Here is a 23996-nt window from a genome sequence, read left to right as displayed (position 1 = left end):
ACCGCACGGGAGCCCACCATGTCCAGCCTCATCCTCACCGGAGTCCTCGACGGCAGCCTTTCCGGCGGCCTGCCCAAGGCGATCCAAGTCTTCGTCGCCGAGGACGTCGCCGACCTGTCGATCTACGGTCTCGGCTCGGCCAACAACGGCAACGGGGGCGGCGTGGAGGAGTTCACCTTCCCCGCCATCGCCGTCGCGGCGGGCACCACCCTCTACGTCTCGACCGAGACGGAGGGCTTCGAGTCCTTCTTCGGCTTCGCGCCGGACTTCACGTCGGGCGTGGCCAACGTCAACGGCGACGACGCGATCGAGCTGTTCGAGGGCGGCGTGCGCGTCGACCTGTTCGGCGAGGTCGACGTCGACGGCACCGGGCGTCCGTGGGAGTACATGGACGGCTGGGCCTACCGCGCCCCCGAGGCGGGCCCCTCGGCCACCTTCGACGCGGCGGCGTGGACCTACAGCGGGCCGAACGCGCTCGACGGGGTCGCGACCAACGCCGCCGCGCCGATGCCCTTCCCGACGCCCGGCGGCGGCGACGGGGGCGGCGGCACCGGTCCGGCGGACGTCTCGATCAACGAGTTCCGCATCTCCTCCGCGGACGGCGGCGACACCTCCAACTTCGTGGAGCTGAAGACCGATCCCGGCGCCTCGCTGGAGGGGCTCACCCTCCTCGCCGTCTCCGGCGAGTTCGCGCCCGGCCAGGTCGACGCGGCGATCGACCTGTCCGGCGCGGTGGCCGACGCGGACGGCATCGTGCTGATCGCCAACGCCCTCAACCCCGCGCTCGGCGAGGGTGACGTGGCGGTCGAGGGGCTCGACTTCTTCGGCTCCCCGCAGACCTTCCTCGTGGTCGAGGGCTTCACCGGCGCGCAGGGCGACGACCTCGACGCGGACGACGACGGCACCGTCGACGCGGCCCCGTGGACGTCGCTCGTCGCGGGCCTGTCGCTGGAGGACGGCGACGACCGCGCGGACGTGAACTACGCCGACGCGGTCCTGCCGGCCGACGGCAGCTTCACCCCCGCCGCCGCCGCGCGCGGCGAGGACGGCGCGTTCGCGCTCCTGCCCTTCGGCGACCAAGGCGGCGACACCCCCGGCGCCCCGAACGGGGGCGGGGACGGGGAGGCGCCGCGCGTCTCCATCATGGAGATCCAAGGCGCGGGCCACGTCTCCGGCCTCGTCAGCGACATGCCCCTCGACCCGACCACCGGGGGGAGCGGCCCGCGCGTGACCACGGGCGGCATCGTGACGGCGGTCGACAGCAACGGCTTCTACCTGCAGGACGCGGAGGGCGACGGGGACGTCGCCACCTCGGACGCGATCTTCGTGTTCACCGGCGCCGCCCCGTCGGTGGCCGTCGGCGACGCGCTGGACGTGACCGGCACCGTGAGCGAGTTCTACCCCGGCGGCCAAGGCTCCGGGAACCTCTCCACCACGCAGATCTCCGGCAACCCCGAGATCACGGTCCTGTCCTCCGGCAACGCCCTGCCCGAGGCGGTCGTGCTGGGCGGCGACGGGCGCCTCCTGCCCACGGAGAACATCGAGGACGACCGGTTCACCTCCTTCGACCCGGACACAGACGGCATCGACTTCTGGGAGAGCCTCGAGGGGATGCGCGTCGTCGCGACCGAGCCGGTGGCGGTGTCGGGCACCAACGGGTTCGGCGAGCTGTTCACCGTGCTCGACTACGGGGCCGGGGCGACGGGCCTGTCGGCGCGCGGCACGCTCAACATCTCGCCCGACGACTTCAACCCGGAGAAGGTGCAGATCGACTGGGACTTCGGCATCGAGCCCGTCCTCGTCGACACCGGCGCCAAGCTGGCCGACGTCACGGGGGTCGTCTCCTACGACTTCGGCTACTACCAGATCAACCCGACCGAGCAGATCGTCGTGATCGAGGAATCGTCTCTGACGCCCGAGGTGACGGCGCTGGCGGGGTCGGAGAACCAGCTTTCGGTCGCCTCCTACAACGTCCTCAACCTCGACCCCGTGGTCGAGGAGCAGTCCCAGACCAGCGGCGGGCAGGCCCGCAACGTGGACGACGACATCGGCGACGGGCGCTTCGCGGCCATCGCCGAGCAGATCGTGAACAACCTCGGCTCCCCCGACATCCTCGGCCTGCAGGAGATCCAGGACAACACCGGCGGCGAGATCGGCGACGGCGTGGTCTCGGCCTCGCTCACCTTCGAGACGCTGATCGACGCGATCGACCTCGCGGACGACGGGGAGATGAACGACAGCTCGGGCTACGCCTACATCGACAACACCTTCATCACCGACCTCGCCTCCGGCGGGCAGCCGGGCGGCAACATCCGCACGGGCTTCCTCTACAAGGAGGACCGGGTCGCCCTCGTTGAGGGATCCGTCCGCACCATCGGCAGCCAAGAGGACGGCGCCGCCTTCGAGGGCGCCCGCCTGCCGCTCGTGGCTGACTTCGAGTTCAACGGCGAGGTCGTGACCGTGGTGAACAACCACTTCTCCTCCAAGGGCGGCAGCGCGCCGATCCTCGGGGTGGAGCAGGACTTCGCCGACCGGCAGGAGGACGTCTCCGTCAACGGCTCGCTCGACGAGCGGCAGGCCCAGTCGGAGGCCGTCGCGGGCTTCGTCGAGGGCCTGCTGGCCGAGGACGCGCAGGCCAACGTCGTGGTCCTGGGCGACTTCAACGAGTTCGAGTTCGTCTCGCCCTTGGAGAACCTCGAGGACGCGGGGCTCACCAACCTGACCAACACGCTGGCCGAGGACGAGCGCTACTCCTTCACCTTCCAAGGCAACAGCCAGAGCCTCGACCACGTCCTCGTCTCGGACGCGCTGGCCGGCGACGCGGCGTTCGACGTGGTCCACGTCAACTCGGAGTTCGCGGACACAGACGGGCGGGCGAGCGACCACGACCCGCTCGTCGCGCTGCTGACCGTGGGCGAGGCCGCCCCCGACACGATCGAGGTCGCCGTGGCCTTCGACCCGCGCGCGTGGTTCGGCACGACCGCGACGCAGTCCGTGGGCGGCGAGGCGGTGGGCACGGCGCGCACGCCGTTCCTCGACGACGCCTTCGTCTTCGACGAGGTCGACGTGCGCCTCGGGGCCCGCGCGCCGGGCGCCGAGTCGCTCACCGCCTTCGCGGGCGCCGTGGGGGTGTTCTCGCGCGGGGACGACATCTTCGCGGGCGAGGCGGGCCTCGTGAACGACCGCGAGTCGCTCTTCTTCCGCTTGGGCGGCGCGGAGTTCGGGGACGGGGTCGAGGCCGGGTTCGACTTCGACGCGATACAGGGCGACGGCCGGGTGCGCGTCATCTTCTTCGAGGACGGCGAGCGGCTGGGCGCGCAGGTCTTCGACGCGCGCGAGGGGTCGATCACGGCGGCGCTGGACGGCGAGTCCTTCGACGCGGTGCGCCTGCGCGCGGTGGGCGACACGGCCTTCTCGCTCGACGGCTTCGCCTTCGAGCGCATCGCCCCGGCGGACGACACGCCCTTCGTGTGACCCGCCCCCGGCCCCGCGCCGCGCGGCGCGGGGCCCTCCGGTGGACCCTTCTGCAACATCGCCTTCGCGTTCCTGCACGATCCCCCTTCTCCACGCCCGCCCGAGACCCCATCGTCCCCAGCCGGGGGGGACGGACGACATGCAGCCGATGCTCATCGAGGGGAACCGGGGGACGGGCGCGCGCCGCGACGAGAAGGCGACCCTGCGGACGCTGAACGCCTTCGCGGTCGACCTCATGGCGATCCGCTCGGCCGAGGATCTCTACTGGCACGTCGCCCGCGAGGTGGTGGGGCGCCTCGGCTTCGTGGACTGCGTCGTCTACCGCCTCGACGCGCCGTCGGGCGAGCTCGTGCAGGTCGCCGCGCTCGGCGAGAAGAACCCCTACGACCGCGCGATCCTCAACCCGCTCCGCATCCCGATGGGACAGGGGATCACCGGACGCTGCGCCGAGCGCGGCGAGCCGGTCGTCGCCGACGACCTCGCGGAGGAGAGAGACTACATCCCCGACGCGGCCCCCGCCCGCTCGGAGATCAGCGTGCCGATCCTGTGCGGCGGGCGCGTGGTCGGCATCCTCGACAGCGAGCACCCCCGCCCGCACGCCTTCGGCGCGGCGGAACTGGAGGTGCTGACCACCGTGGCCGCGATGACGGGGGCCAAGCTGGACCTGATCCGCGAGGCGGACCTGTCCGCGCGGCGCTACCGCGACCTCGTCCGCTCCCACGACCAGCTGGCCGAGGAGACCGGGCGGCGGCGGAGCCTCGAGGCGGAGCTCTTCGAGGCGCGGCGGCTGGAGGCGATCGGACGGCTCACCGGCGGCTTCGCCCACGCCTTCAACAACCTGCTGACCGCCGTGTCCGGCCATCTCGAACTGGCCGAGGCGGCGGGGCTGGCGGGGGAGAGCGCCGAGGCGGTCGGCGAGGCCCGCAGCGCGGCGGAGGCCGGCGCGGCCCTGATCCGCGACATGCTGGCCTTCTCGCGCCGCAGCCGCCTCGTGCCCGAGCGGGTGGAGGTGGGCGACCTCGTCGCGCGCGCGGCGCGCCTGCTCCCGGCCACGGCGCGCGTGCGGGCCGGCGCGGCGGACGTCCGGCCCGTGCACATCGACCCGGCGGCGGCCGAGGTGGCGCTGTTCAACGTCCTGACCAACGCCGCCGAGGCGACGGCGGCGGCGGGCGCGGACGCGCCCGTCGAGGTCGCGGCGACGGACGTCTTCGTCCCCGCCGGCGGCGCGCCCGCCGGCACCGACCTCGTCCCCGGGCGCTACGTGCGGGTGGACGTCGCGGACCGCGGCGTCGGGCTCGCGGACGCGACTGCCGCGCAGGTGTTCGACCCGTTCTTCACCACCAAGCCGCTCGCGCGGAACTCGGGCCTCGGCCTGTCAATGGTGAAGGGCTTCACCCGGCAGTCCGACGGCGACGTGGCGATCCGCGCGAACGACGGCGGGCCGGGCGTCACCGTGAGCCTGTGGCTCCCCGTCCGGGGCGGCGAGACCGCCTGAGATGGAGCACCGGACCCTCGGCCTGCCGTCCTGCGCGTCCGGCATCCCGCCGCTGATCGACGTGGGCGACCTGCGCTCGGGCGACGCGGCCCGCCGCCGGGCCGTGGGCGACCGGATCGGGCGCGCCGCGCGCGAGGTGGGCTTCTTCCGCATCGCGGGCCACGGCATCGCGCCCGCCACCATCGAGGGCGCCTACGCCGCCGCCGCGCGGTTCTTCGCCCGCCCCGACGCCGACAAGCGGCGCTGGTACATCGGCGACAGCCCCAACCACCGCGGCTACGTCCCCTTCACCGAGAAGGGCGACTACCCCGACGAGGTCCACCGCTCCTACGAGGCGTTCGACCTCGGCCACGAGGGCCGCGCGGACGACCCGCTCTTCCGGGCGGGGCGCCTGCTCTGCGGCCCTAACCTGTGGCCCGACGACGACCCCGCCTTCCGCGCGGCGGTCTCGGCCTACCACGCCGGGGTGGCCGCCCTCGGGCGCGACCTCTGCACCCTCCTAGAGGAGCATCTCGGTGTGCGCCCCGGCGCGATCACGGACCGGATGCGGCGCCCGATCTCGCAGCTGCGCCTGCTGCACTACGTGCGGGGCGCGGCGACCCGCGACGCCCAGAGCGTGAACATGGGCGCGCACACCGACTACGAGTGCCTGACCCTGCTCCACACCCGCAACCCGGGGCTGCAGGTGCTGACGCAGGACGGGCGCTGGATCGACGTGCCGGTCGACCCGCGCGTGCTGGTGGTCAACATCGGCGACATGCTGGAGGCGCTCACCGGCGGGGCCTTCCGCTCGACGCCCCACCGCGTCCTCAACCTCAAGCCCGAGCGCTTCTCGATGCCCTACTTCGTCGCCGCCGACCACGATGCCGAGATCGCCCCCCTGGACGGCCTCGGCGGGCCCGCCGCCGCCGCGCGCTACCCGGCCTTCACGGCGGGCGCGCATCTCGAGCGGATGCTGCGGCGCGACTTCCCCTACCTGCGCGCGCGCGCGGGCGGCGCGCCCGGCGGCGACGCCGTCACCAACCCCTTCGAGGACCGCATCCGGGCCGCGGCCGCGACCGGCGGAGGCGGCGGAGACTGAATGCCTTCCATCGACACGATCCTCGCCGTGGCCCTCGCGGGCCTCGCCCTGAGCGCGACGCCGGGGCCGTCCATGCTCTACGTGCTGTCGCGCTCCGTCGGGCAGAGCCGCGCGGCGGGGCTCGCCTCCGCCGTGGGCCTCGCGCTCGGGGGCGTGGTGCTGGCGGTGGCGACCGCGCTGGGGCTGGCCGCCCTCTTCGCCGCCGTGGGCTGGCTGGTGCCGGTCCTGCGGATCGCGGGCTCGCTCTACCTCGTGTGGCTGGGCATCGGCCTGATCCGCGAGGCCCACGCCACCGCCGACGCCGACCTCGCCGTCCACGCCGTGTCCAGCGACCCGCCCGCGCGCATCCTGTGGCAGGGCATCTGGGTCGAGGTGCTCAACCCCAAGACCGTGCTCTTCTTCGCGCTGTTCCTGCCCCCCTTCGTCGAGGCGGGCGCCGGGCCGACATGGCTGCAGCTTCTGGTCCTCGGCGCCTTGGTGCCCCTGACGGCGGTGCCCTCGGACCTGATCGTGGCATGGATGGGCGGCTCCGCGGCGGAGCGGCTGCGCCACAGCCGCCCGGCGCGTCTGGCCCTCGCATGGACGGGGGGGATCGTGCTGCTGCTGATCGCCGCGAACATCCACCTCGGGCTCGTCTGACACGGCCGCCGCGCCTCCGCGCGCGCCGGGCTTGGACGGCCCCGCCATCTCGCGTATCCCCGCCGGGACCGCCCCCCGACGGACCGCGAGCGCGCCGATGCCCTTCGAGGCCCCCACCATCCATCTCGACGCGCTGGCCCTCCCCTCCGGCACGTGGCTCTGCGGGGAGGACGGCGGCGCCGCCCCGCTGATGGCCGCGCTCGGCCTGGCGGGGCCGGTCGGCGCCGCGCAGGACGCCCCGCTGTCGATCGGCCACGAGGGGCTGCGGATCGACGCGTGGCCGGTGGCCCCGCCCCCCGATCCCCGCGCCCTGCCCGAGCCGCTGCACGGCCTCCTCTGGGAGGGCGAGGGCGAGACGCTCCACCTCACGGACGCCGCGCGGCTCCCCGGCTTCGACGGGCCGGACGCGCTGCCCGACCTGCGGGTGCAGTGCCTGTTCGACCCGCCCGCCGCCGAGACGCTCGCCGCCTCCGCGCCCTACCTCGCCGCGCTCGAGCCCGGCCACTGGTTCGCGGCCCACCTCCTCGACGACCGCGGCGCCCCGTGGAGCCACTGGCCCCGCGGCTGCGGCATCTTCCTGCGGACCCACGCGCCCTTCGAGGGGATCCGCGCGAACCTGCGCCGCTTCACCAAGCTGCCCGACGGGGACGGCTGGGTGTTCCTGCGGCTGGCCGAGCCGCGGACGCTGCTGCCGCTGCTGCTCGGCCTGTCGCCGGGCCTGCGCGGGCGGCTGTTCGGCGGGGTGGCGGCGATGGTCGCCATCGACCCCGACGAGGGGATCGTGCTGCGCGCCACCTGCACCGACCTGCCGGCCGCCGAGCCGATCCGCGTCACGCCCGCCCTGCGCGCCACCCTGGCGGCGGGCGCCCTCGCCCGGTTCGCGGGCGAGGCGGAGCGGTTCTGCCGCGAGACCCTGATCGACCGCCCCGCCCCGCCCGAGGCGCGCGCCTTCTGCCGCGCCGCGATCGAGGCCGCGCGGGCGGCGGGCCTGCACGACCGGCAGGCGGTCCTCCTCGCGGTGGCGGCGGCGTGGGCGGCGGGCGAGGCCGGCTGGATCGCCGCGCAGCGGGATATCATCGACGACCGGACGGTGGCACAGATCGGGCGGGGCCGCGCGCTCCTGCGGCGGGCGCACTGACGACCGAGGAGGACGACATGGGCGAGACCCTCGACGAGATCATCTCGGACGCGGAGGCGCAGGCCGCCCCCGGCGTCGACGTCGGCTCGGCCGAGCGCCCCTGCGACAGCACGATCACCGCGATCTATCCCGTGCGCTACGGCTACGCGAACCTGTTCGACGACGTCGTCGCCCCCGCGAGCCCGCCGCCGATCGCGCAGCTGCTCGGCGCGACCTCCATCGCGGGCGGCCAAGGCTACGTCGCCCGCCTGCTGCGCCCCGGCTGGATCTACATCCGCGAGGAGGCGGGCGGCTCGGCGCTGCAGATCTTCCGCTACGACCGCGACGGCACGTCGGGCGGGGACAACCCGCAGGTGGTCGAGCGCTTCAGCAAGTACCTCTTCCGGGGCCTCAGCGCGACGGCGGGGCTGGAACTCGACCGCTCCTCGGGGCGCGCGTTCTATCCGTTCGTGTTCGTCAACAAGGGCGTCTCCGAGGTCTCGATCCTCTACACCGAGCACGAGCTCGACGGCGCGATCGTCGACCGCATCAACGGCGACGCCGCCTTCCGCGCCGAGACGATGCAGCGCGTCAACCTCGTGTCCGGCGGGCGCGACGCCGTGGAGGCCTCCGCCGACAACCTTTCCCGCCTCGTCGAGGACTACCGCAGCCGCCGGGACCGGGTGCTGACGGACGGCGACCTCAACCTCGCCGACCTGACCACCGTGCCCAGCTTCGCCGCCGAGCCCGAGGTCATCGCCCGCCAGATCGGCAACACCGAGTGCTACGGCGACACCTCGATGATCGTCGCGCTGCACGACCCCGTCGGGCGCCAGGTCGAGATCGCGCAGGCCCACGCCAAGCTCGCCGTCTGGGAGCAGGACCACGCGGCGCTGAACCTCTACCCGTACATGATCGGGCAGTTCGTCCAGGCCGCGCGCACCAGCGACGTCGAGGAGGTCGCCGAGGCCGCCGCCGAGAACGTCGACATCCCCGCCCACGACGCCTTCTGGCAGGACATGGACCGGCAGTTCCGGGAGTTCGCCGCCCGCCGGACCCAGATCGCCGCGCTCTACCGCGCGTTCATGTATCCCGGCGAGGAGACCGACGACGTCGGCACCCTCGACCGCTACTTCCGCTACTTCTTCGCCTACGATGCCCCGTCCGAGCCCGAGCTCGTCAAGCTGCTGGAGGTGGCCGCGCCCGTCTTCGACGGGCTGATGGCCTCGGAGGAGGGGCAGGCCATGCTGGCGGCGCTGGCCGACAACGCCCACGACGCCGAGGGCGACAAGCCCGTCCACGAGCAGCGCAACGCCTACGGCGCGGTGGTGAAGGGCCTGATCGCGCTGACCACGCAGCCGCAGGACGGCCTCGACTGGGCGCGCGCCACCGGCGTGGCGATGGACCGCTTCATGCAGGGCCTCGGCGCGTTCTGGGGCCGGGCCGTCGCCGACAGCCGCTTCGCCGCGCAGCTCGCCCGGCGCGGCGGCTACCGCATGAGCGCGCGCGCGCTCCAGCGCATCGTCGACGAGGTGATCCCCAAGGCGCTCGACGTGTTCGGCATCCGCATCGTCGACGGGCGCACCCTCTACACCAGCGACGAGCTCGCGCGGCTCGTGGCGCGCGCCCTCGAGGCCAACGTCCGCAGCGGCGGCTACGCGGGCATCGAGATGCTGGAGCGAGCCCGCCAGCGGTTGGAGACCGGCCAGAAGGTGTTCCGCTGGGGCCAGAACCAGTCCACCGGGCGCCTGCCCCGCCTCTGGCGCCTCGCCGAGGTCGACGTCGTGCGCGAATCGGGGAACCGCTTCGCCTTCACCGTGGCCGAGGGCAGCGGGCGCCGCGTCGGCGTCGCGGTCGAGAGCGGCTTCACCGGCGTCTCCGCCTTCTTCAACGTGATGACCATCGCGAGCCTCGCGAACCAGTCCGCCTTCTCGCGCGCCAACCCGCTGCAGCGCGGCAACATGCTCCACGACGCGCTGACCTTCGGATCCGCCCTGTCGGCGCTGACCGTCGACCTGATGGTCCTCGCCCGCGGGGGCCTCCAGCTGGCGGACATGAGCACGCGGGTCCTGCCCGCCGCCGTCGCCGCGCGCTTCGCGCCGGGCATCACCGGCAGCGCCGGGCGGCTGGCCCGCGTGCTGACGGGCACCCTGCCCTCCCGCCTGATCGCGGTCGCCAACTTCGCGATGGCCGTCACCTCCGCGTGGAACGCGGTGTCGGAGTTCCGCCAAGGCAACACCGGGGCGGGGGTCGGCCACGCGCTCACGGCGCTCGGCGCGGGCGCGCTGTTCTTCGGGGCGGCGGGGCTGATGGCGGGCGGCGCGGGGGCCAGCGCCTCGACCGTGGTCGGCCTGCCGGTCGCGGTGGTGGCGACGATCCTCGCGCTGATCCTCGTCGGCATCGGCACGGTGCTGGTCCTGATCTACTCCAAGAACCCGCTGGAGCTGCTCCTCTTCCAGTGCTTCTGGGGCAAGTCCCGCGACTACGCCTTCTGGCAGGACGGCAACCGCCAGCCGATCGAGACCCGCATCCGGCGCGCGCGCATGATGGCCATCCACGACGGCCCCGACCGGGAGGCCGTCGCCATCGCCTTCCGCATGGAGGTGCAGGAGTTCATGAACCTCTTCGCCATGCCCCAGCTGGAGATCGACCGCTTCGGCGGCTCGCTGGGGCGGCGCATCTTCGGCAACTTCTGGTTCGAGGACCGCAGCTACGACCTCGTGTTCCGCCTGCCGCAGTTCGTGATCGGCCAGTCCGAGATCGTGGTCGGGGTCTACACCGGCGGCACGCCCAACGAGCTGACCGGGCAGATCGACCAGCCCATCGACCCGGCCGCGACCGACCGCCTCGCCGCCGCGTTCCGCGGCGCCATCGAGGGCGGCACCTACACCGTGCAGCAGGGGATGATGGTCGTCAGCCTGCGGATCGACTTCGGGCAGCGCGCCAACATCATCTGGTACTACGAGCCCAAGCCGGACGTCGTCGTCCCCATGCGGATCCTGCACCCGGCGGGGCGGCTGCGGCGACCGGCCGAGATCACCGTCGGGATGCTCAATGACCGGCCGATTTAGCCTCGAGCGGAGGGCGGCCGCCGCCCTCGCCCCGCCCCGCCCCGCCGCCGCCGTCGCGCCCGAGCCCGGCCCCGCCCCGCCCGAGATCGTCCATGTCGACGACGACCGCCTCGTGCTGCGGGACGGGCGCGCGGGGCGCCGCCGCGCGCTGGCCTTGGCTGCGGCGGCGCTCGCGCTCCTGCCGGCGGCGCTGGTGGCGTGGGCCTTCGTCACGGGCCGCGCCGCGCGCGAGGCCGGGATGCTCGCCCTGCTGGACGCGGAGCTCGACGCCTTCGGCTCGGACTACGTGGCCAACGAGATCGCGGCGGGCGACCGCACGCTGCCGCTGATCTGGCCGGACCGCACGCTCACCGCGGCGGAGTTCCTCCGCTACGAGTTCGTGCTCACCCCCGGCGGCTGGCAGGCGCACCTGCCGCTGCTGCTCTTCGCGCTCGCGGCGCTGGTCCTCGGGGGGGTGGCGGCGTGGGCGCTGGCGCGGCGGCCCGCGACCGGGGCGATCACCTTCGACCGCGCGCGCCGCGCCGTCCACGCGGGCCGCGGCGCCGCGCTCCTCGTCGAGACGTGGGACGCGGTCCGCTACGTCCAGCGCCCGTGGGAGTTCGGCTGGCTCCTGCGGGACGAGGCCGGGACCGAGCGCCTCGCGTCGCTCCGCCTGCCCCTCGACGCGCAGGGCGCGCTCGACGTGGGCGCGGGCGACCGGCTGGCGGCCCGGATCTCCGCCTTCATGGCCGAGGGCGCGGCGGCGGTTCCGGACGGCCCGACCGCTCCGCCGCCCGACGCGCCCGACGGGCTGGACGCGCGGCTAGGGCGCCTCCGCCGCTAGCTCCACCGCGTCGTCGCCGCCGTCGTTCAGGGTCACGCTCTCGATCCCCCGCATGAACCGCGCCCGGACCGGCTCCTGCGCGCGCAGGATCGTCGCGGCGAAGACCCGCGGGTCGTAGTAGCGGAAGTAGAGCCGCCGCCCCCGCGCCTCGTCCTGCACGAAGGTGTATCCCCGCAGCTGCCGCCGCAGCCCCCGCAGCCCGAGCGGCGCGCGCAGCAGAAGCCCCGGCGCCGCGGGCCACGCCAGCGGATCCTCCTCCGCCGCGCCAAGGAGCCGGGCCGTCAGCCCGTGGCCGGGCCGCAGCTTCACGAGGTAGGGCGCGGTCTCCGCATGATCGGCGGCGGCGGCGCCTTGGAACAGCGACAGGTGGTCCAGCCCCGACCCCGCGAGGATCTCGGGCAGGCCGAACACCCGCGCCGCGTCGAGCACTGCGAAGGTCGCCGTCTCCACCCCGTCGGCGCCGGGCGCCGTCTCGGGGAAGAGCCGGCGGCGCAGGTCCGCGACCGGCACCCGCCGCTCGACCAGGCGGCCCGCGGGCGCGGGGAAGACGTGGGGGTGGTCGTGCCCGAACGGCCCCAGCGCGACCCCGTCCGCCGCCAGCCCCTCGGCGAGGTCCGCCGCGTCGTCGAGGGCGAGCTCGTCGAGCGCCCCGCGCCGCGCGATCTCGCCGGGCACGGCGCGCCCGTCGAGGAACCGCCGCAGCAGCTGGTGCGCCGCCGAGGGCCGCCGCGCCACCGCGACGGCGGGGGCCGTGACGCTCCCCGACCCGGCGGCGACGGTCACGTCGAACAGCCAGACCTCGCCGGGCTTGGGCGCGGGCGCGGTCACTCGATCCCGTCGATCACGACGTCGATCGACTCGAAGGACCAGACGCCCGGCCCGCGCACCGTGACCACCGCCCCCGTGGCGACCGCCCGGACCAGCGCCGGCAGGACCGCCTCGGAGGTCACGCCCGCGACGTGGATCACGTCGCAGTCGGACCGCTCGCCGCAGTATCCGATCCCCGCGACGCCCGTGACCGCGAAGCCGCGCCGCGCCAAGGACAGGTCGCCCGCGACCGGCACGATCCGCCCGCGGATCGCGTAGGGGTCCGCCCCGCCCGTCTGCAGGTCCGCGCCGACCACGAGGTAGCGCAGGCAGGACGTGTCCGCCGCGTCCGGGACCAGCCGCCCGCCGGCGCCGGGCGCGTAGCACAGGCCCCCCTGCCCCCCGTCGACGCCGCGATGCACCGCCGCGGGCTCGCCCGGCCCGGTCCGCCAGAAGGCCGTGCCGTCCGGCCCCGGCAGGGCGAGGAGGCTCTGGGCGGCGGCGGGCGGCGCGGCGGCCAGCGCCGCGAGCAGGAGGATCGTCCGGATCATTGCGTCCACTCCACCATGAGGTCGGCATAGACCTGCGCCAGCGCGTCGCGCGCCTCCTCGGTGGCGGCGATGGTCGCCGTGCGCCGGTCCGAGCCGAAGAACGGCTCCATCAGGAAGGTGTTGCGCGGCCCGTAGTTGAACCCGCCATGCCCCGTCGGGTTGTCCGCATAGTGCTTGATGAGGCTCCGGGACGCCCCGTAGATCGCGCCCATCCGCGAGGCGGCGCGCTGCGCGAAGCCCGACTGCCCCTCGCTGCTGTCGTAGAGCACCAGCGCGTAGTCCGCCGGCCCCGCGAAGGAGTTGTAGTGCAGCTCCATCGCGATCTTCTTCTCGGACGGGACGTCCTCGAGGTAGGCGTTCACCTGCGCGTAGACCGCGCGCATCTCCGACCCGTAGCCGCCCGCCGTCACGCGGTAGAAGATCTTGGCCGAGACGCGGCCCTCGCTCTGCGCCTCGATCTTGGCCACGGCGCGCTTGGCGACGTCGTCGTTGTAGGGCCACTCCTGCTCGCCGATATAGGTCGAGTCGGCGCCCCCGTCGGTCGAGGAATGCCCGATCACGAAGGCGACCTTGCAGGTGGGGCAGCTCCCGGTCGTGCTGTCCGACCGCGCGTCGGCCCCCGCCACCCGGGCGGTGCGGGCCGTCTCCTGGATCTGCGTGTCCCCCGTGACCACCGCCTCGTCCACGTAGTCGGTCGCCGTCACGAGGTCGGACGCCGTCCGCGCCGCCGCGCCGCCCGGCCCCCGCGCGCCGAACCGGTCGGCGAGGTCGCGCAGCCCGTTCCAGATCGCCGCGCAGGGCCCGCCCGTCGTCACCTCCGCCATGTCAAAACCTCTCGCTGGGATCGGCCTCGCCCGGCGCGGGGACGAAGCGGGCGACGTGGTCGCGCACCCCCGCCCCGAGCGCGAGCCGCCGCGCCTCGGGCGTGCCGTGGGCGTAGGCCGCCCCCGCCCACGGATGGAGCGGATCGTGCCCGAAGGCATGCCCGAAGCACAGCGTCAGCGCGACGTGGGCCACCATGTCCGCCCCCCCGAGGCCGAGGGTCCGCGCCCCGTCCCGTCCCGCCGCCACGACGGCCTGCCGCGCGCCGGCGGAGAGCCGCGCCGTGCGCGCCGGGAAGGCCCGTCCCATCAGGTCGAGGCACGCCGCGTCCGACTCGTCCGCCGCGTCGCGCGCGAAGTGCAGCTCGAACGCCCGGATCGGGCGGCGCAGGTCGGCCACGTCCCCGGCCACCGCGTCGCGGTAGCGGTCGATCTCGCCGGCGAAGCCCGTCAGGTCCGGGACCGTCCCCTTGCGCCAGCCCACGGCCGCGCGCATCCCGGCGAACTGCGGGTCCGTGGCGAAGCCGATACCCAGATGCGCCACGGCCACGAGGTGCATGAGCTGGTCGCCGTCCGCCTCCAGCCCGAGCCCCCGGCCCCGCCGATACGCCTCCTCGACGACGGCCCGGCGGTCCGCCGGCGCGAGCGCGCCCAGCCGCTGCGGCAGCCGCTCGCGCGCGAACGCGTCCGCCTTGTCGGCATAGGCGCGCGCGCGGGCGTGGCGCAGCGCGTCCCGCACGTCCGGGGTCAGCAGCGCGTCGACGGTCAGCACCGGCGCCTCCCCTGCCCTCTCGCGGCCGAGCGGGTCAGCTCTCCTCGCCCTTCTGGGCGATGCACTCCTCCACCAAGGGCAGCGCGTCGTTCGCCGCGCCCTGCAGCGTCGGCACCTGCGCCGAGCCGCCGCCGCCCATCGACACGTTCCCCTTCAGCCGGATCTGCGCCGCCTCCAAGGTGATGCCCGACGCGTCGATCGTGATCTTCCCGCCCGGCCCCTTCACCACCATCTTCTGGTAGGCCATCAGCGTGTGCAGCTTGGTGTTGTTGGTGATCGACTGCGTGACGTTCAGCACCGAGCGCCCGAGGACCGTCTCCTCGTGGTTGCGGCCCACCTGCACGAGGTGGTCGGCGTAGATGTCCTGCTTGTGGATGTTGCCGACGACGTGGACGTGGTCCTTGCCGTACTTCTCCTGCTGGTTCTGGCCGACCTGATAGACCACGTCGCGGCCCACGGTGTGCCGCGCGTCCTGGCCGACCGCCTCCGTGTGGTCGCGGCCCACCGAGATCGTCTTGTCCCGGCCCACCGTCTCGGACTGGTCGCGCCCGATGCCCTTGGCGCGGTCGTTGAGGATGTCGATCTGCTGGTCCTTCTGCCCGTGCATGTAGATCAGCTCGCGGTCGCGCTCGTCCTCGAAGGTCAGCTCGTTGAAGCCCGACCCTTGGTGGGTGTCGGTCTTGAACACGCTCTTGGTCTTGGCCGCCGGCAGCGGGTAGGGCGGATCCTGCCGCCCGTTGTAGACGCAGCCCGTGACCAGCGGCTTGTCGGGGTCGCCCTCGAGGAACTCGACCACGACCTCCATGCCGATCCGCGGGATCACCATCCCGCCCCAGCCCTTGCCGGCCCAGTTCTGCGACACCCGGCACCGCATCGAGTGGGCGCCCTCGAGGTCCCAGTGGAACCGCACGAGGATGCGCCCGTACTCGTCGCAGTCGATCTCGCCGTCGCCCACGACCACCGCCGTCTGCGGCCCCTGCACCACCGGCAGCGGCGTCTTGCGCTCCGGGTGCATCGGCGCGGTCACCGGCATCAGCACGTACTGGCCCGAGTAGGCGTGGCGGTCGGACTTCGCCTCGCCCGAGCCGTAGCTGTCGGAGACGTAGGAATGCGTGGCCCGGAGGCAGAGATACGCCTCGCCCTTCACGCCCTGCACGTGGTCGCCGCCCAAGGTCACTACGCCCCCTGCCCCGAGGGTCGCGACGTTGCCCACCGCGCGGTGGCGCCGGTCCTGCCCGCGCTCCTGCAGGGTGCGCAGGGCGGCCACCACGCTGCCCTGCCCCATCGCGAGGTAGTCGCCCGGATAGTCGAAGCTCTCGATCTGGCCGTGGGCGAAGCGCGCGTCGCCGACGCGGTCCACCTCCATCGCGGCGTTGGGCGTCTTGAAGTTGTAGTCCGTCAGCCGGATCGCCCCCGTGGTGATCGACCGCTCGGGGAACCACTCCCAGAAATGCTCGTCGTCGCCTTGGTGGTCGGCATTGACCGGCTTGTAGTCGCGCGAGCCGCCCGGGACCGCCGCGTGGGAGTCCACCGCGTCGGTCAGCACCATCGTGTGCGAGCCCGCGGCGTGGGCGAAGTGGTAGCTGATGCCGAACCGTTCCAGCATCCGGGTCACGAAGGCGAGGTCGCTCTCGCGGTACTGCACCGTGTACTCGAGCTTGGGGTAGTCCTCGGAGAGCCGCACCTCGAGATGGGGCTCGCCCAGCCCCGCGTAGTCGGACAGCACCTCGGTCACGATCTCGACCACCGTGCGGCCGTGGAAGATGCGCTGGTTGCGCCGCAGCCCGGCCAGCCACGTCCACGGGCGCAGCGCGAGGTTGTAGCGGTTGCCGTTCTCGCCCACGCCCGCCCACTGCGCCTCGACCACGATGCCGTCGTAGTAGCGCGTCCCGTGGTTGGAGCTCTCGAGCTCCACGGTCGCGTGGGTGCCGATCAGACCGTCGAAGTCGATGTTCGGCTCGGTCGAGAGCGCCTCGACGCGGTAGTCGAACTGCCCGCTCATCGCGTCCGTGCCGTCGAAGCGCAGCAGGACGAGCGTGTCCTTCCCCAGCGCCGTCGTCAGCCGCCCGAGTCGCGTGTCCTGCGTGAAGATCGCGTTCATCGGTCGCTCCAATCCGTGCCCGCATGCACCGTTCCGCCGATGTTACGGGCGGCGCCCCCCATTTGAAAGGCGGCTTGCGCCCGGGCGTGGCCGGGGAAACACTGTGGCCACGACCGCACCGTGACGATTGGAGACCGCCATGCTCCCCGTGGCCCGCCTCGGCGACAAGCACGTCTGCCCCGCCCATGGGCCCAACCCGATCGTCGAGGGCGGCTCCGGCCTCGTCGACGGGCGGCCCGTCGCCCGCGTGGGCGACAAGACCGCCTGCGGGGCGGTCATCACCACCGGCTCCTCCATGGCGACCTGCGACGGCAAGGCGGTGGCATATGTCGGCTCGGTGACGAACCACGGCGGCACCATCGTCGAGGGCTCCCCGCAGGCCAAGACGCTGCCCTGAGCGGCGCCCCGCCCCGGCGATTTGCCAATTGGCAAATTCAGATCGGGTGCCGCTCCGCGTAGGTCCGGAAGAAGGCGAGGAAGGCGCGATCGGGATCCTGCGGCTCGTCCTTGCCGCGGCTCCACGACCGCCATTCCGACTCCACGAAGTAGATGTCGTAGCCGGGATGGCGCAGGCGCGCGGTCTCGTAGGTCTCGGTCCGCAGCGGCGCGCCCACGCGGTCCATCGTGGCGGGGCGCGGGCGCAGCGGCGCGGCGGGCTCCTCCGCGGTGCCCGCGACCCGCGCGGCGCGGCCCACCTTCGAGCCCTGCAGCTCCCGCGCGGCGGCGCCCTGCCCCGCGCCGTCCTTCTTCCACCAGCGCAGCTCCACATGGGTCACGCGGCGGCCCGACTTGATCGGCGCGATCTCGACCACGTAGTCCGACAGCGCGTTCACCTCGGCCACCGCCGGGTCGATTGCGCGCAGCTTCAGGTTGGACCACGTCGTCAGCTTGCCCTTCGGCACGCCCAGCACCGCGCGCAGCCCCTCGAGGTCGAACTTCTCCGACGAGCGCCAGCGCAGGTTCCCGCGCTTCTGGACCATCTCGTAGAGCGTCAGCGCGTACTTGGAGGTCAGCGCGAACATCACCTCGCGCTGCAGCCGCGCGAACACGGCCGAGTTGGCGATGATCCGGCGCAGGCGGGCGGGGATCTCGTACTCCAGCATCCCGTCGCGGCGCAGCGTCTCGACGTTGCCGCCGAGCAGCTGCACCCGCTCCACCGCCGGCTCGCCGTCCCAGACGACGGAGACGCGGACGATCGCGCTCATCAGCCGCTCGATGGAGGCGCCGATCCGGTCGTTGGCGTTGTGCGACCCGCGCAGCAGCGCCTTGGGGATGGTATGGGTGACGGGCTTGTCGATCGAATCCCACGCGTTCTCGAGCAGGAGGTTGTAGATGCGACGGTCCGCGAGGGTGAGCGGCGTGACCTCGACCACGTCGACCAGCTCGCCCGGCTTGACCAGCGTGTCCGCCGAGGGCCGCGCGTCGAGCGTGCGCCATGCGCGGGGCGCGGAGGGCGGGGCAGGGGGGTCCGTCTCGGCCATCGCTTACGTGGCGTCCTTACGTGCGTGCGCGTCGGACGTAGGGAAACGTCGAGCGGGGCGGAGGTCAAGGCGGCTTCGGCTCACCCGATCCGTAAGCTTACATCTGGGGTGCCCCGGCGCCACGATTCGCCCGACGCGACCTCGAGCGGCCCCGGAGACAAGCCGATTCGACGTTATCCACAGGCGTTCCCCAGCCGCGGCGCCGAATCGCCCCCCATCCGTAGGCGCAGCCCACCCCGGACGTAGCGCAGGCCCACCCGATGCGTAAGAATTGCCACCCTGTACGTAAGCGGCCGGGCGGATTATCCGCATGGGCAAAAGGGTTAGCCGGCGGGAACAGAGAACACCGAGAATCCTGAACCCCTGCGGGGCGGTGTCCTTCGATCGGATTTTCGGGTATTCCGGTCCTCGGCCGGCCTCCGTTCCGCACCTGCGGCCCCGACGCCACCACTTCCGCTTTTTCCGTCCCGTCCGCCCCAGAACCGCACTTGCCCTCCGAATCGCGGAGGCGCACCCCTAGGGCAACGCCCCCGCGAGAGGGGCCCCCGAGGCGAGGCCGGCATGACCGACGAGACGACGACCCCCCCGCTCCCGCCCGGCGCGCTGCCGCCGGTGGGCTTGGCCGAGATGGACCGCCTCGCGGACCGGGCCGCCACCGTGATCGAGCGGCTCCGCGACCGGGTCTACGCGCCGGACGCGCGCAAGCGGCTCGATCTGCGCTTCAACGTCCGCACGGCCGCCGAGATGGCGGGCCGCACCGAGAAGGCGATCCGGGACGCCGAGGACGACGGGCGGCTGCCCGCGCCGGACAAGGATCCGGAGACGAACCGGCGGACGGGCTACAGCCTCGGGCAGGTCAACGCGATGCGCGACCTCTTCGGCACCCGCCCGTGGCGCGCCGAGGGCGACCCGCCCTGCGTGCTGGCGGTGCAGAACTTCAAGGGCGGCGTGGCCAAGTCCACGCTGGTCACGCATCTCGCCCAGTACCTCGCGCTCAAGGGCTACCGGGTCTGCGTGATCGACTGCGATTCGCAGGCGTCCACCACCGCCGTGTTCGGCCTCAACCCCGACGTGGACGTCGACGAGACGGAGGACACGCTCTACCCCTACTTCCGCCACGGCGGGCCGCCCTCGCTGCACTACGCGCTGCGGGCGACCTACTGGCCGGGCATTGCGATGATCCCCGCCAACCTCGGCCTCTACGACAGCGAGTACGAGCTGGCCGCGCGCATGGCGCGGGAGGGCAACGTGCTGGACCGGCTGCGCGAGGGGGTGGGGACCATCGCCGACGGGTTCGACGTGGTGCTGCTGGACCCGCCGCCCGCGCTGGGGATGATCTCGCTCAACGTGCTGCGCGCGGCGACCGCGCTGCTGATCCCGGCGCCGCCCAACAACATCGACTTCGGCTCGACGGCGCATTTCCTGCGGATGATGGGCGCGACCTTGGGCGAGATCAGCCGTCACGGCGGGGCGCGGGACTACGACTTCGTCAAGATCGTCGCCACCAAGATGAACGACGGCAAGTCCGCCCACGTCGCGATCAAGCGGATGATGGATGCGGTCTTCCCTCAGGACATGCTCGGGGCCACGCTCAAGGACTCGGCGGAGATCGACAACGCGACGGCGAATCTCGGGACCGTCTACGAGACCACGGGCGCGGCGGCCCGGACGGAGACGCACCGGCGGTGCCGGACCTACCTCGATGCCGTGGGGCGCGAGGTGGAGACCCTGATCCGCCGGACGTGGCCGAGCCACCGCGCGAGCCTGCGCAAGGAGGGCGTGATATGAGCAAGAAGCATTCGGCGGTGTTCGACGACGTGCTGTCGGGGCTGGGCGAGGACGCGGGCCCGCCGGAGGGCCGGGGCGGCGCCCGCTTCCTCGCCCGCCAGGCGCGGGTGGGCGAGCGGATGTCCGGCGCCTTGGAGGAGAAGACCCTGCGCTGGATCGACCCGGCGCAGGCCCGCATGTGGGCGCGGCACAACCGCGCCTACGACCTGCTGACCGAGGACAACTGCCGCGACCTGATCGACGGCATCCGGGCGCAGGGGCGGCAGGAGTTCCCGGCCATCGTGCGCGAGACCGGCGACGCGGACGCGCCCTACGAGGTGATCTGCGGCGCGCGGCGGCACTTCGCGGTGTCGTGGCTGCGGGCCAACAACTTCCCGCAGTTCCGCTACCTCGTGGAGGTGCGCGACCTGTCGGACGAGGAGGCGTTCCGCCTTTCGGACATCGAGAACCGCGACCGCGCGGACCTGTCCGACCTCGAGCGGGCGCGCGACTACGCGCAGGCGCTCGGCCTCTACTACGACGGGCGGCAGAAGGACATGGCGGCGCGGCTGGAGGTGTCGGACGCGTGGCTGTCGCGCTTCCTGCAGCTGGCCAAGCTGCCCGACGAGATCGTCGCCGCCTTCCCTTCGCTTCACGACGTCCGCGAACTGCACGCCCGGACCCTCGGGCCGCACCTGCGCAAGCCGGCCTCGGCCGACGCGCTGATCGCCGAGGCGGAGGCGATCCGGGCCGAGCGCGCGCGGGAGGGCCGGGGGCCGGACGCCGCGGGCGTGATGGCGCGCCTCAAGGCGGTCGTGGCCGATCCGAAGGCCGCGCCCAAGGGGAAGGTCTACCGCCGGGCGCGCGAGGAATCGGGCGTGACCCACCGCCGGAAGGGCAGGGCGCACGTGCTGGAGTTCTCGGACGGGATGGGGCGCGCGGCGCTGGAGGCGGCGTTCCGGCTCTACCTTGAGGACCGCTTCGGCAAGTGATTTGCCAATTGGCAATTCGCGCGGCGAGACGGGGCAGGGCGGCTTGACGCGAGGGGCGCGCCTTCGCATATGTCAAAGGCATATCCCGGAGGTGCCCGATGTCCGCCCCGACCCCCGCCCGCGAGGCCAAGCTGTTCCGCAACAACCGCTCGCAGGCCGTCCGCATCCCCGCCGACTGGGAGATGCCGGGCGACCGCGTCACCATCCGCCGCGACGGCGACCGCCTCGTGCTTGAGCCGGTGCGGCGGCGCGGGCTGCTGGGGCTCTTGGCGTCGTGGGACCGGCTAGACGAGGACCTGCCGCTGCCCGACGACCCGCCGCCCGCGTCCGAGGACGTGCTTTGACGGGCTGGCTGCTCGACACGAACGTGCTGTCCGACCTCGTCCGCCATCCTGCGGGCGCCGCCGCGCGGCGCTTGGCGGAGGTGGGCGAGGCGGGGGTGGTGACCTCCGTCGTGGTCGCCGCCGAGCTGCGCTACGGCGCCGCGCGCAAGGGCTCCGACCGGCTGACCGCGCGGGTCGAGGCGCTGCTGTCCGAGATCCCGGTCCTGCCGCTCGCGCCGCCGGTCGACGCGGCCTACGGGCGCATCCGCGCCGCGCTGGAGGCGAGGGGCACGCCGATCGGCGGCAACGACCTGCTCATCGCGGCGCACGCGCTCGCCACGGGGCGGGCCGTGGTCACCGCGAACGTCCGCGAGTTCGAGCGCGTGGACGGGCTCGCGGTGGAGAACTGGCTGGCGGGGTAGGGGCCTTTCCGGGCCGCCTCGGACGTCAGACGGAGACGTCGGCGAGGACGGCGGCGCGGTCGGCCCCGCCACGCGCCTCGTTCCGGATCACCGTCCCCCGCCGCAGCGCCACGACGTGGTCCGCGAGGCCCCACGCGAAGTCGAACCGCTGCTCGACCAGGACGATCGCCATCCCGCCGTCGCGGCGCAGCCGGTCGATGACGCGCCCGATCTGGGCGATGATGTTGGGCTGGATGCCCTCCGTCGGCTCGTCGAGGAGGAGCACCTTGGGCCGCGTCACGAGGGCGCGGGCGATGGCGAGCTGCTGCTGCTGGCCGCCCGAGAGGTCGCCGCCGCGGCGCCCGCGCATCTCGGCGAGGACGGGGAACAGATCGAACACGTGGTCGGGGACCGCGCGCGCGGCGCGGGGCAGGCAGGCGAAGCCGGTGGCGAGGTTCTCGGCCACGGTGAGCTGGGGGAACACCTCGCGCCCTTGAGGGACGTAGGCCACGCCCGCGCGCGCGCGCGCCTTGGGGCCGGGGGGCAGGGGGGCGCCGTCGAGGGTGACGGTGCCGTCCATCGGGTGCCGCCCGGCGAGCGCCTTGAGCAGGGAGGTCTTGCCCATCCCGTTGAGGCCCATGACGCAGGTGACCGCGCCGCGGGCGGCGGTCAGGTCGACGCCGTGCAGGATGCACGAGCCGCCATAGGCGAGGGTGACGTCGCGCGCCTCAAGCATGGCGGGCCTCGACGCCGTCCTCGGGGCGGCCCAGATAGACGTCGATCACCTTCGGGTCCGCCGTGACGTGGTCGAGCGAGCCCTCGGCCAGCACGCGCCCCTCGTGCAGCACGGTGACGCGGCAACCGAGGCGGCGGACGAACTCCATGTCGTGCTCGATGACGACCACGGCGCGGGTGCGCGCGGCCTCGACCAGCATGGCGGTGGTGCGCTCGCGCTCGGCGGACGTCATCCCGGCGGCGGGTTCGTCCACCAGCAGGAGGCGCGGCTCCTGCGCCAGCAGCATCCCGATCTCCAGCCACTGCTTCTGCCCGTGGCTGAGGATGCCCGCCGGGGTGGCGAGCCTGTCCGCCAGCCCCACCCGCGCGGCGACCTCGGCGGCGGCGGCCCCTTGGTCGGGGCGGCGGAGCAGGACGTCGAGCGGGCGGCGCGCGGCGCGCAGCGCCATGGTCAGGTTCTCGGCCACGGTCTGCGCCTCGAACACGGTGGGCTTCTGGAACTTCCGCCCGATGCCGGCGCGGGCGATGCCCGCCTCCGACAGCCGCGTGAGATCGCGCGACATCTCGCCGTAGCGGATGGTGCCGCCGTCTGGCCGGGTCTTGCCGGTGACGAGGTCCATGAAGGTGGTCTTGCCCGCCCCGTTCGGCCCGATGATCGCGCGCAGCTCGGGCTCGCCCACGGAGAAGGACAGGTTGTCGATCGCCTTGAACCCGTCGAACGACTTGGAGACGCCGGACACCTCGAGCAGCGCGCTCACGACGCCTCCTCCTTGCGCAGTGCGCCCGCGTCGGGGCCGAGGTCGCCGACGCGGCGGGCGGCGCGGCGCTCGGCCCAGAGATCGACGAGGCCGCCGAGGCCCTTGGGGGCGAAGAGCGTCACGAGCACGAAGGAGAGGCCCAGCAGGACGAGCCACCAGTCGGTCCACCTGACCGTGTAGGGACCGAGGTCGATGTCGGGCGCGCCGCCGCCGGTGAACCACGAGGAGGCGAGGCTGACAACGGCGGCGCCGATCACCGCGCCGTAGAGCCGCCCGCGCCCACCGATGGCGACCCACACGGCGAGGTAGATCGAGGCGATGGGCGCGATCTCGGCGGGGTTCACGATGCCCGCCTGCGGGTAGTAGAGCGCGCCCGCCGCCCCCGTGGCCATCGCCGTGACGGTGAAGACCGCGAGCTTGTAGTGCTCCACCTCGTAGCCGAGGAACCGCACCCGCGCCTCGTCGTCGCGGATGCCGCGCAGAACCGAGCCGAAGCGGCCCGCCACCATCCACGCCGCGCCGAGATAGGCGAGGGCGAGGGCCGTCGCGGAGGCCCAGAGGAACCACAGCGACAGGGTCGATTGCGGGACGCCTTCGGCGCCGGGGACGTTCTGGAGGCCCGACAGCCCGTTGTTGCCGCGCAGGCCCGAATCGTTCTGGAAGAGCCAGAGGGACAGGGCGAGCGTGCCCGCCTGCGTCAGGATCGACAGGTAGACGCCCGCGACGCGGGAGCGGAAGGCGAGCCAGCCGAACACGAGGGCCACGAGGCCGGGGACGAGCACGGCGA

Annotated in this window: 20 protein-coding genes and 1 pseudogene; 12 read left to right on the top strand and 9 right to left on the bottom strand. The window is 73.5% G+C overall.

Translation table 11 applies throughout. From position 1 onward, the window contains the following. The first annotated feature begins 18 nt into the window (after positions 1–18). From JQC91_RS17465 to JQC91_RS17435, 7 genes are all read left to right on the top strand, one after another. Positions 19–3474, top strand: a complete 3456-nt coding sequence (locus tag JQC91_RS17465) for an endonuclease/exonuclease/phosphatase family protein (protein ID WP_203288889.1) — start codon at positions 19–21, stop codon at positions 3472–3474. Positions 3475–3613: 139 nt separating this feature from the next. Next, positions 3614–4969, top strand: coding sequence for a GAF domain-containing protein (locus JQC91_RS17460; RefSeq protein ID WP_203288888.1), 1356 nt, complete (start codon positions 3614–3616; stop codon positions 4967–4969). Position 4970: 1 nt separating this feature from the next. Continuing rightward, positions 4971–6050, top strand: a complete 1080-nt coding sequence (locus tag JQC91_RS17455; protein ID WP_203288886.1) for an isopenicillin N synthase family oxygenase — start codon at positions 4971–4973, stop codon at positions 6048–6050. Further along, positions 6051–6689, top strand: coding sequence for a LysE family translocator (locus JQC91_RS17450; protein WP_203288884.1), 639 nt, complete (start codon positions 6051–6053; stop codon positions 6687–6689). It abuts the gene before it with no gap. A 97-nt stretch (positions 6690–6786) separates the two neighbouring features. Continuing rightward, on the top strand, positions 6787–7827 hold the full coding sequence (locus JQC91_RS17445; protein WP_203288882.1) for a DUF4123 domain-containing protein: 1041 nt from the start codon (positions 6787–6789) through the stop codon (positions 7825–7827). Positions 7828–7844: 17 nt separating this feature from the next. Further along, the gene (locus tag JQC91_RS17440; RefSeq protein WP_203288880.1) at positions 7845–10877 is read left to right on the top strand and encodes a toxin VasX; all 3033 of its coding nucleotides are present in this window, start codon (positions 7845–7847) and stop codon (positions 10875–10877) included. Beyond that, complete coding sequence (locus tag JQC91_RS17435; protein ID WP_203288878.1) at positions 10861–11700, top strand: hypothetical protein; 840 nt, start codon at positions 10861–10863, stop codon at positions 11698–11700. The genes JQC91_RS17440 and JQC91_RS17435 overlap by 17 nt, the downstream gene beginning before the upstream one ends. Here the strand turns inward: JQC91_RS17435 and JQC91_RS18270 are convergent. The 5 genes from JQC91_RS18270 to tssI are packed head-to-tail and all read right to left on the bottom strand — an operon-like array spanning position 11680 to position 16752. After that, positions 11680–12528 carry a DUF4123 domain-containing protein gene (locus JQC91_RS18270; protein ID WP_203288876.1) on the bottom strand — a complete coding sequence of 283 codons (849 nt, stop codon included), beginning with the start codon at positions 12526–12528 and terminating at the stop codon, positions 11680–11682. The genes JQC91_RS17435 and JQC91_RS18270 overlap by 21 nt on opposite strands. Then, a complete protein-coding gene (locus JQC91_RS17425; protein ID WP_203288874.1) occupies positions 12525–13058 on the bottom strand; it encodes a hypothetical protein in 534 nt (177 codons plus the stop codon). Before JQC91_RS17425 ends, JQC91_RS18270 begins: the two co-directional genes overlap by 4 nt. After that, positions 13055–13882, bottom strand: a complete 828-nt coding sequence (locus JQC91_RS17420; protein WP_203288872.1) for a hypothetical protein — start codon at positions 13880–13882, stop codon at positions 13055–13057. The genes JQC91_RS17425 and JQC91_RS17420 overlap by 4 nt, the downstream gene beginning before the upstream one ends. A gap of 1 nt (position 13883) precedes the next feature. Then, positions 13884–14651: a hypothetical protein gene (locus JQC91_RS17415; protein ID WP_203288870.1), complete on the bottom strand. Its 768-nt coding sequence runs from the start codon at positions 14649–14651 to the stop codon at positions 13884–13886. Between the two features lie 34 nt (positions 14652–14685). Then, on the bottom strand, positions 14686–16752 hold the full coding sequence (gene tssI, locus JQC91_RS17410) for a type VI secretion system tip protein TssI/VgrG (protein ID WP_203288868.1): 2067 nt from the start codon (positions 16750–16752) through the stop codon (positions 14686–14688). Positions 16753–16891: 139 nt separating this feature from the next. Between tssI and JQC91_RS17405 the strand changes: the two genes are divergently transcribed. After that, positions 16892–17149: a PAAR domain-containing protein gene (locus JQC91_RS17405; protein WP_203288866.1), complete on the top strand. Its 258-nt coding sequence runs from the start codon at positions 16892–16894 to the stop codon at positions 17147–17149. 37 nt (positions 17150–17186) lie between these two features. On the opposite strand, the gene JQC91_RS17400 is transcribed toward JQC91_RS17405, so the two are convergent. Continuing rightward, positions 17187–18233 carry a replication initiation protein gene (locus JQC91_RS17400; RefSeq protein WP_203288864.1) on the bottom strand — a complete coding sequence of 349 codons (1047 nt, stop codon included), beginning with the start codon at positions 18231–18233 and terminating at the stop codon, positions 17187–17189. Between the two features lie 561 nt (positions 18234–18794). On the opposite strand from JQC91_RS17400, the gene JQC91_RS17395 reads away from it, so the two are divergent. From JQC91_RS17395 to JQC91_RS17380, 4 genes are all read left to right on the top strand, one after another. Further along, positions 18795–20021, top strand: a complete 1227-nt coding sequence (locus JQC91_RS17395; protein WP_203288862.1) for an AAA family ATPase — start codon at positions 18795–18797, stop codon at positions 20019–20021. Then, positions 20018–20992, top strand: coding sequence for a ParB/RepB/Spo0J family partition protein (locus JQC91_RS17390; protein WP_203288860.1), 975 nt, complete (start codon positions 20018–20020; stop codon positions 20990–20992). The genes JQC91_RS17395 and JQC91_RS17390 overlap by 4 nt, the downstream gene beginning before the upstream one ends. A gap of 98 nt (positions 20993–21090) precedes the next feature. Beyond that, positions 21091–21336 carry an AbrB/MazE/SpoVT family DNA-binding domain-containing protein gene (locus JQC91_RS17385; protein WP_203288858.1) on the top strand — a complete coding sequence of 82 codons (246 nt, stop codon included), beginning with the start codon at positions 21091–21093 and terminating at the stop codon, positions 21334–21336. Further along, on the top strand, positions 21333–21737 hold the full coding sequence (locus tag JQC91_RS17380) for a type II toxin-antitoxin system VapC family toxin (RefSeq protein WP_203288856.1): 405 nt from the start codon (positions 21333–21335) through the stop codon (positions 21735–21737). Before JQC91_RS17385 ends, JQC91_RS17380 begins: the two co-directional genes overlap by 4 nt. Before the next feature lie 25 nt (positions 21738–21762). Here the strand turns inward: JQC91_RS17380 and urtE are convergent, their stop codons facing one another. From urtE to JQC91_RS17365, 3 genes and pseudogenes are all read right to left on the bottom strand, one after another. Beyond that, positions 21763–22452 carry an urea ABC transporter ATP-binding subunit UrtE gene (gene urtE, locus JQC91_RS17375; RefSeq protein WP_203288854.1) on the bottom strand — a complete coding sequence of 230 codons (690 nt, stop codon included), beginning with the start codon at positions 22450–22452 and terminating at the stop codon, positions 21763–21765. Next, complete coding sequence (urtD, locus tag JQC91_RS17370; protein ID WP_203288851.1) at positions 22445–23209, bottom strand: urea ABC transporter ATP-binding protein UrtD; 765 nt, start codon at positions 23207–23209, stop codon at positions 22445–22447. Before urtD ends, urtE begins: the two co-directional genes overlap by 8 nt. Next, a pseudogene (locus tag JQC91_RS17365) lies at positions 23206–23996 on the bottom strand (urea ABC transporter permease subunit UrtC); the annotation flags it as partial. The pseudogene JQC91_RS17365 and the gene urtD, both read right to left, overlap by 4 nt.

This window comes from Jannaschia sp. Os4 (assembly GCF_016820245.1).
GTDB lineage: Bacteria > Pseudomonadota > Alphaproteobacteria > Rhodobacterales > Rhodobacteraceae > Jannaschia.
Note: the sequence above shows the minus strand (reverse complement) of the source record. Positions and strands in the feature narration are given on the sequence as shown.

Coding starts and splice junctions, on each gene's coding strand:
- JQC91_RS17395 (WP_203288862.1), top strand. CDS start 18,795: ATGACCGACGAGACGACGACCCCCCCGCTCCCGCCCGGCGCGCTGCCG.
- tssI (WP_203288868.1), bottom strand. CDS start 16,752: ATGAACGCGATCTTCACGCAGGACACGCGACTCGGGCGGCTGACGACG.
- JQC91_RS17450 (WP_203288884.1), top strand. CDS start 6,051: ATGCCTTCCATCGACACGATCCTCGCCGTGGCCCTCGCGGGCCTCGCC.
- JQC91_RS17405 (WP_203288866.1), top strand. CDS start 16,892: ATGCTCCCCGTGGCCCGCCTCGGCGACAAGCACGTCTGCCCCGCCCAT.
- JQC91_RS17445 (WP_203288882.1), top strand. CDS start 6,787: ATGCCCTTCGAGGCCCCCACCATCCATCTCGACGCGCTGGCCCTCCCC.
- JQC91_RS17435 (WP_203288878.1), top strand. CDS start 10,861: ATGACCGGCCGATTTAGCCTCGAGCGGAGGGCGGCCGCCGCCCTCGCC.
- urtE (WP_203288854.1), bottom strand. CDS start 22,452: ATGCTTGAGGCGCGCGACGTCACCCTCGCCTATGGCGGCTCGTGCATC.
- JQC91_RS17400 (WP_203288864.1), bottom strand. CDS start 18,233: ATGGCCGAGACGGACCCCCCTGCCCCGCCCTCCGCGCCCCGCGCATGG.
- JQC91_RS17455 (WP_203288886.1), top strand. CDS start 4,971: ATGGAGCACCGGACCCTCGGCCTGCCGTCCTGCGCGTCCGGCATCCCG.
- JQC91_RS17460 (WP_203288888.1), top strand. CDS start 3,614: ATGCAGCCGATGCTCATCGAGGGGAACCGGGGGACGGGCGCGCGCCGC.
- JQC91_RS17385 (WP_203288858.1), top strand. CDS start 21,091: ATGTCCGCCCCGACCCCCGCCCGCGAGGCCAAGCTGTTCCGCAACAAC.
- JQC91_RS17420 (WP_203288872.1), bottom strand. CDS start 13,882: ATGGCGGAGGTGACGACGGGCGGGCCCTGCGCGGCGATCTGGAACGGG.
- JQC91_RS17440 (WP_203288880.1), top strand. CDS start 7,845: ATGGGCGAGACCCTCGACGAGATCATCTCGGACGCGGAGGCGCAGGCC.
- JQC91_RS17425 (WP_203288874.1), bottom strand. CDS start 13,058: ATGATCCGGACGATCCTCCTGCTCGCGGCGCTGGCCGCCGCGCCGCCC.
- JQC91_RS17390 (WP_203288860.1), top strand. CDS start 20,018: ATGAGCAAGAAGCATTCGGCGGTGTTCGACGACGTGCTGTCGGGGCTG.
- JQC91_RS17465 (WP_203288889.1), top strand. CDS start 19: ATGTCCAGCCTCATCCTCACCGGAGTCCTCGACGGCAGCCTTTCCGGC.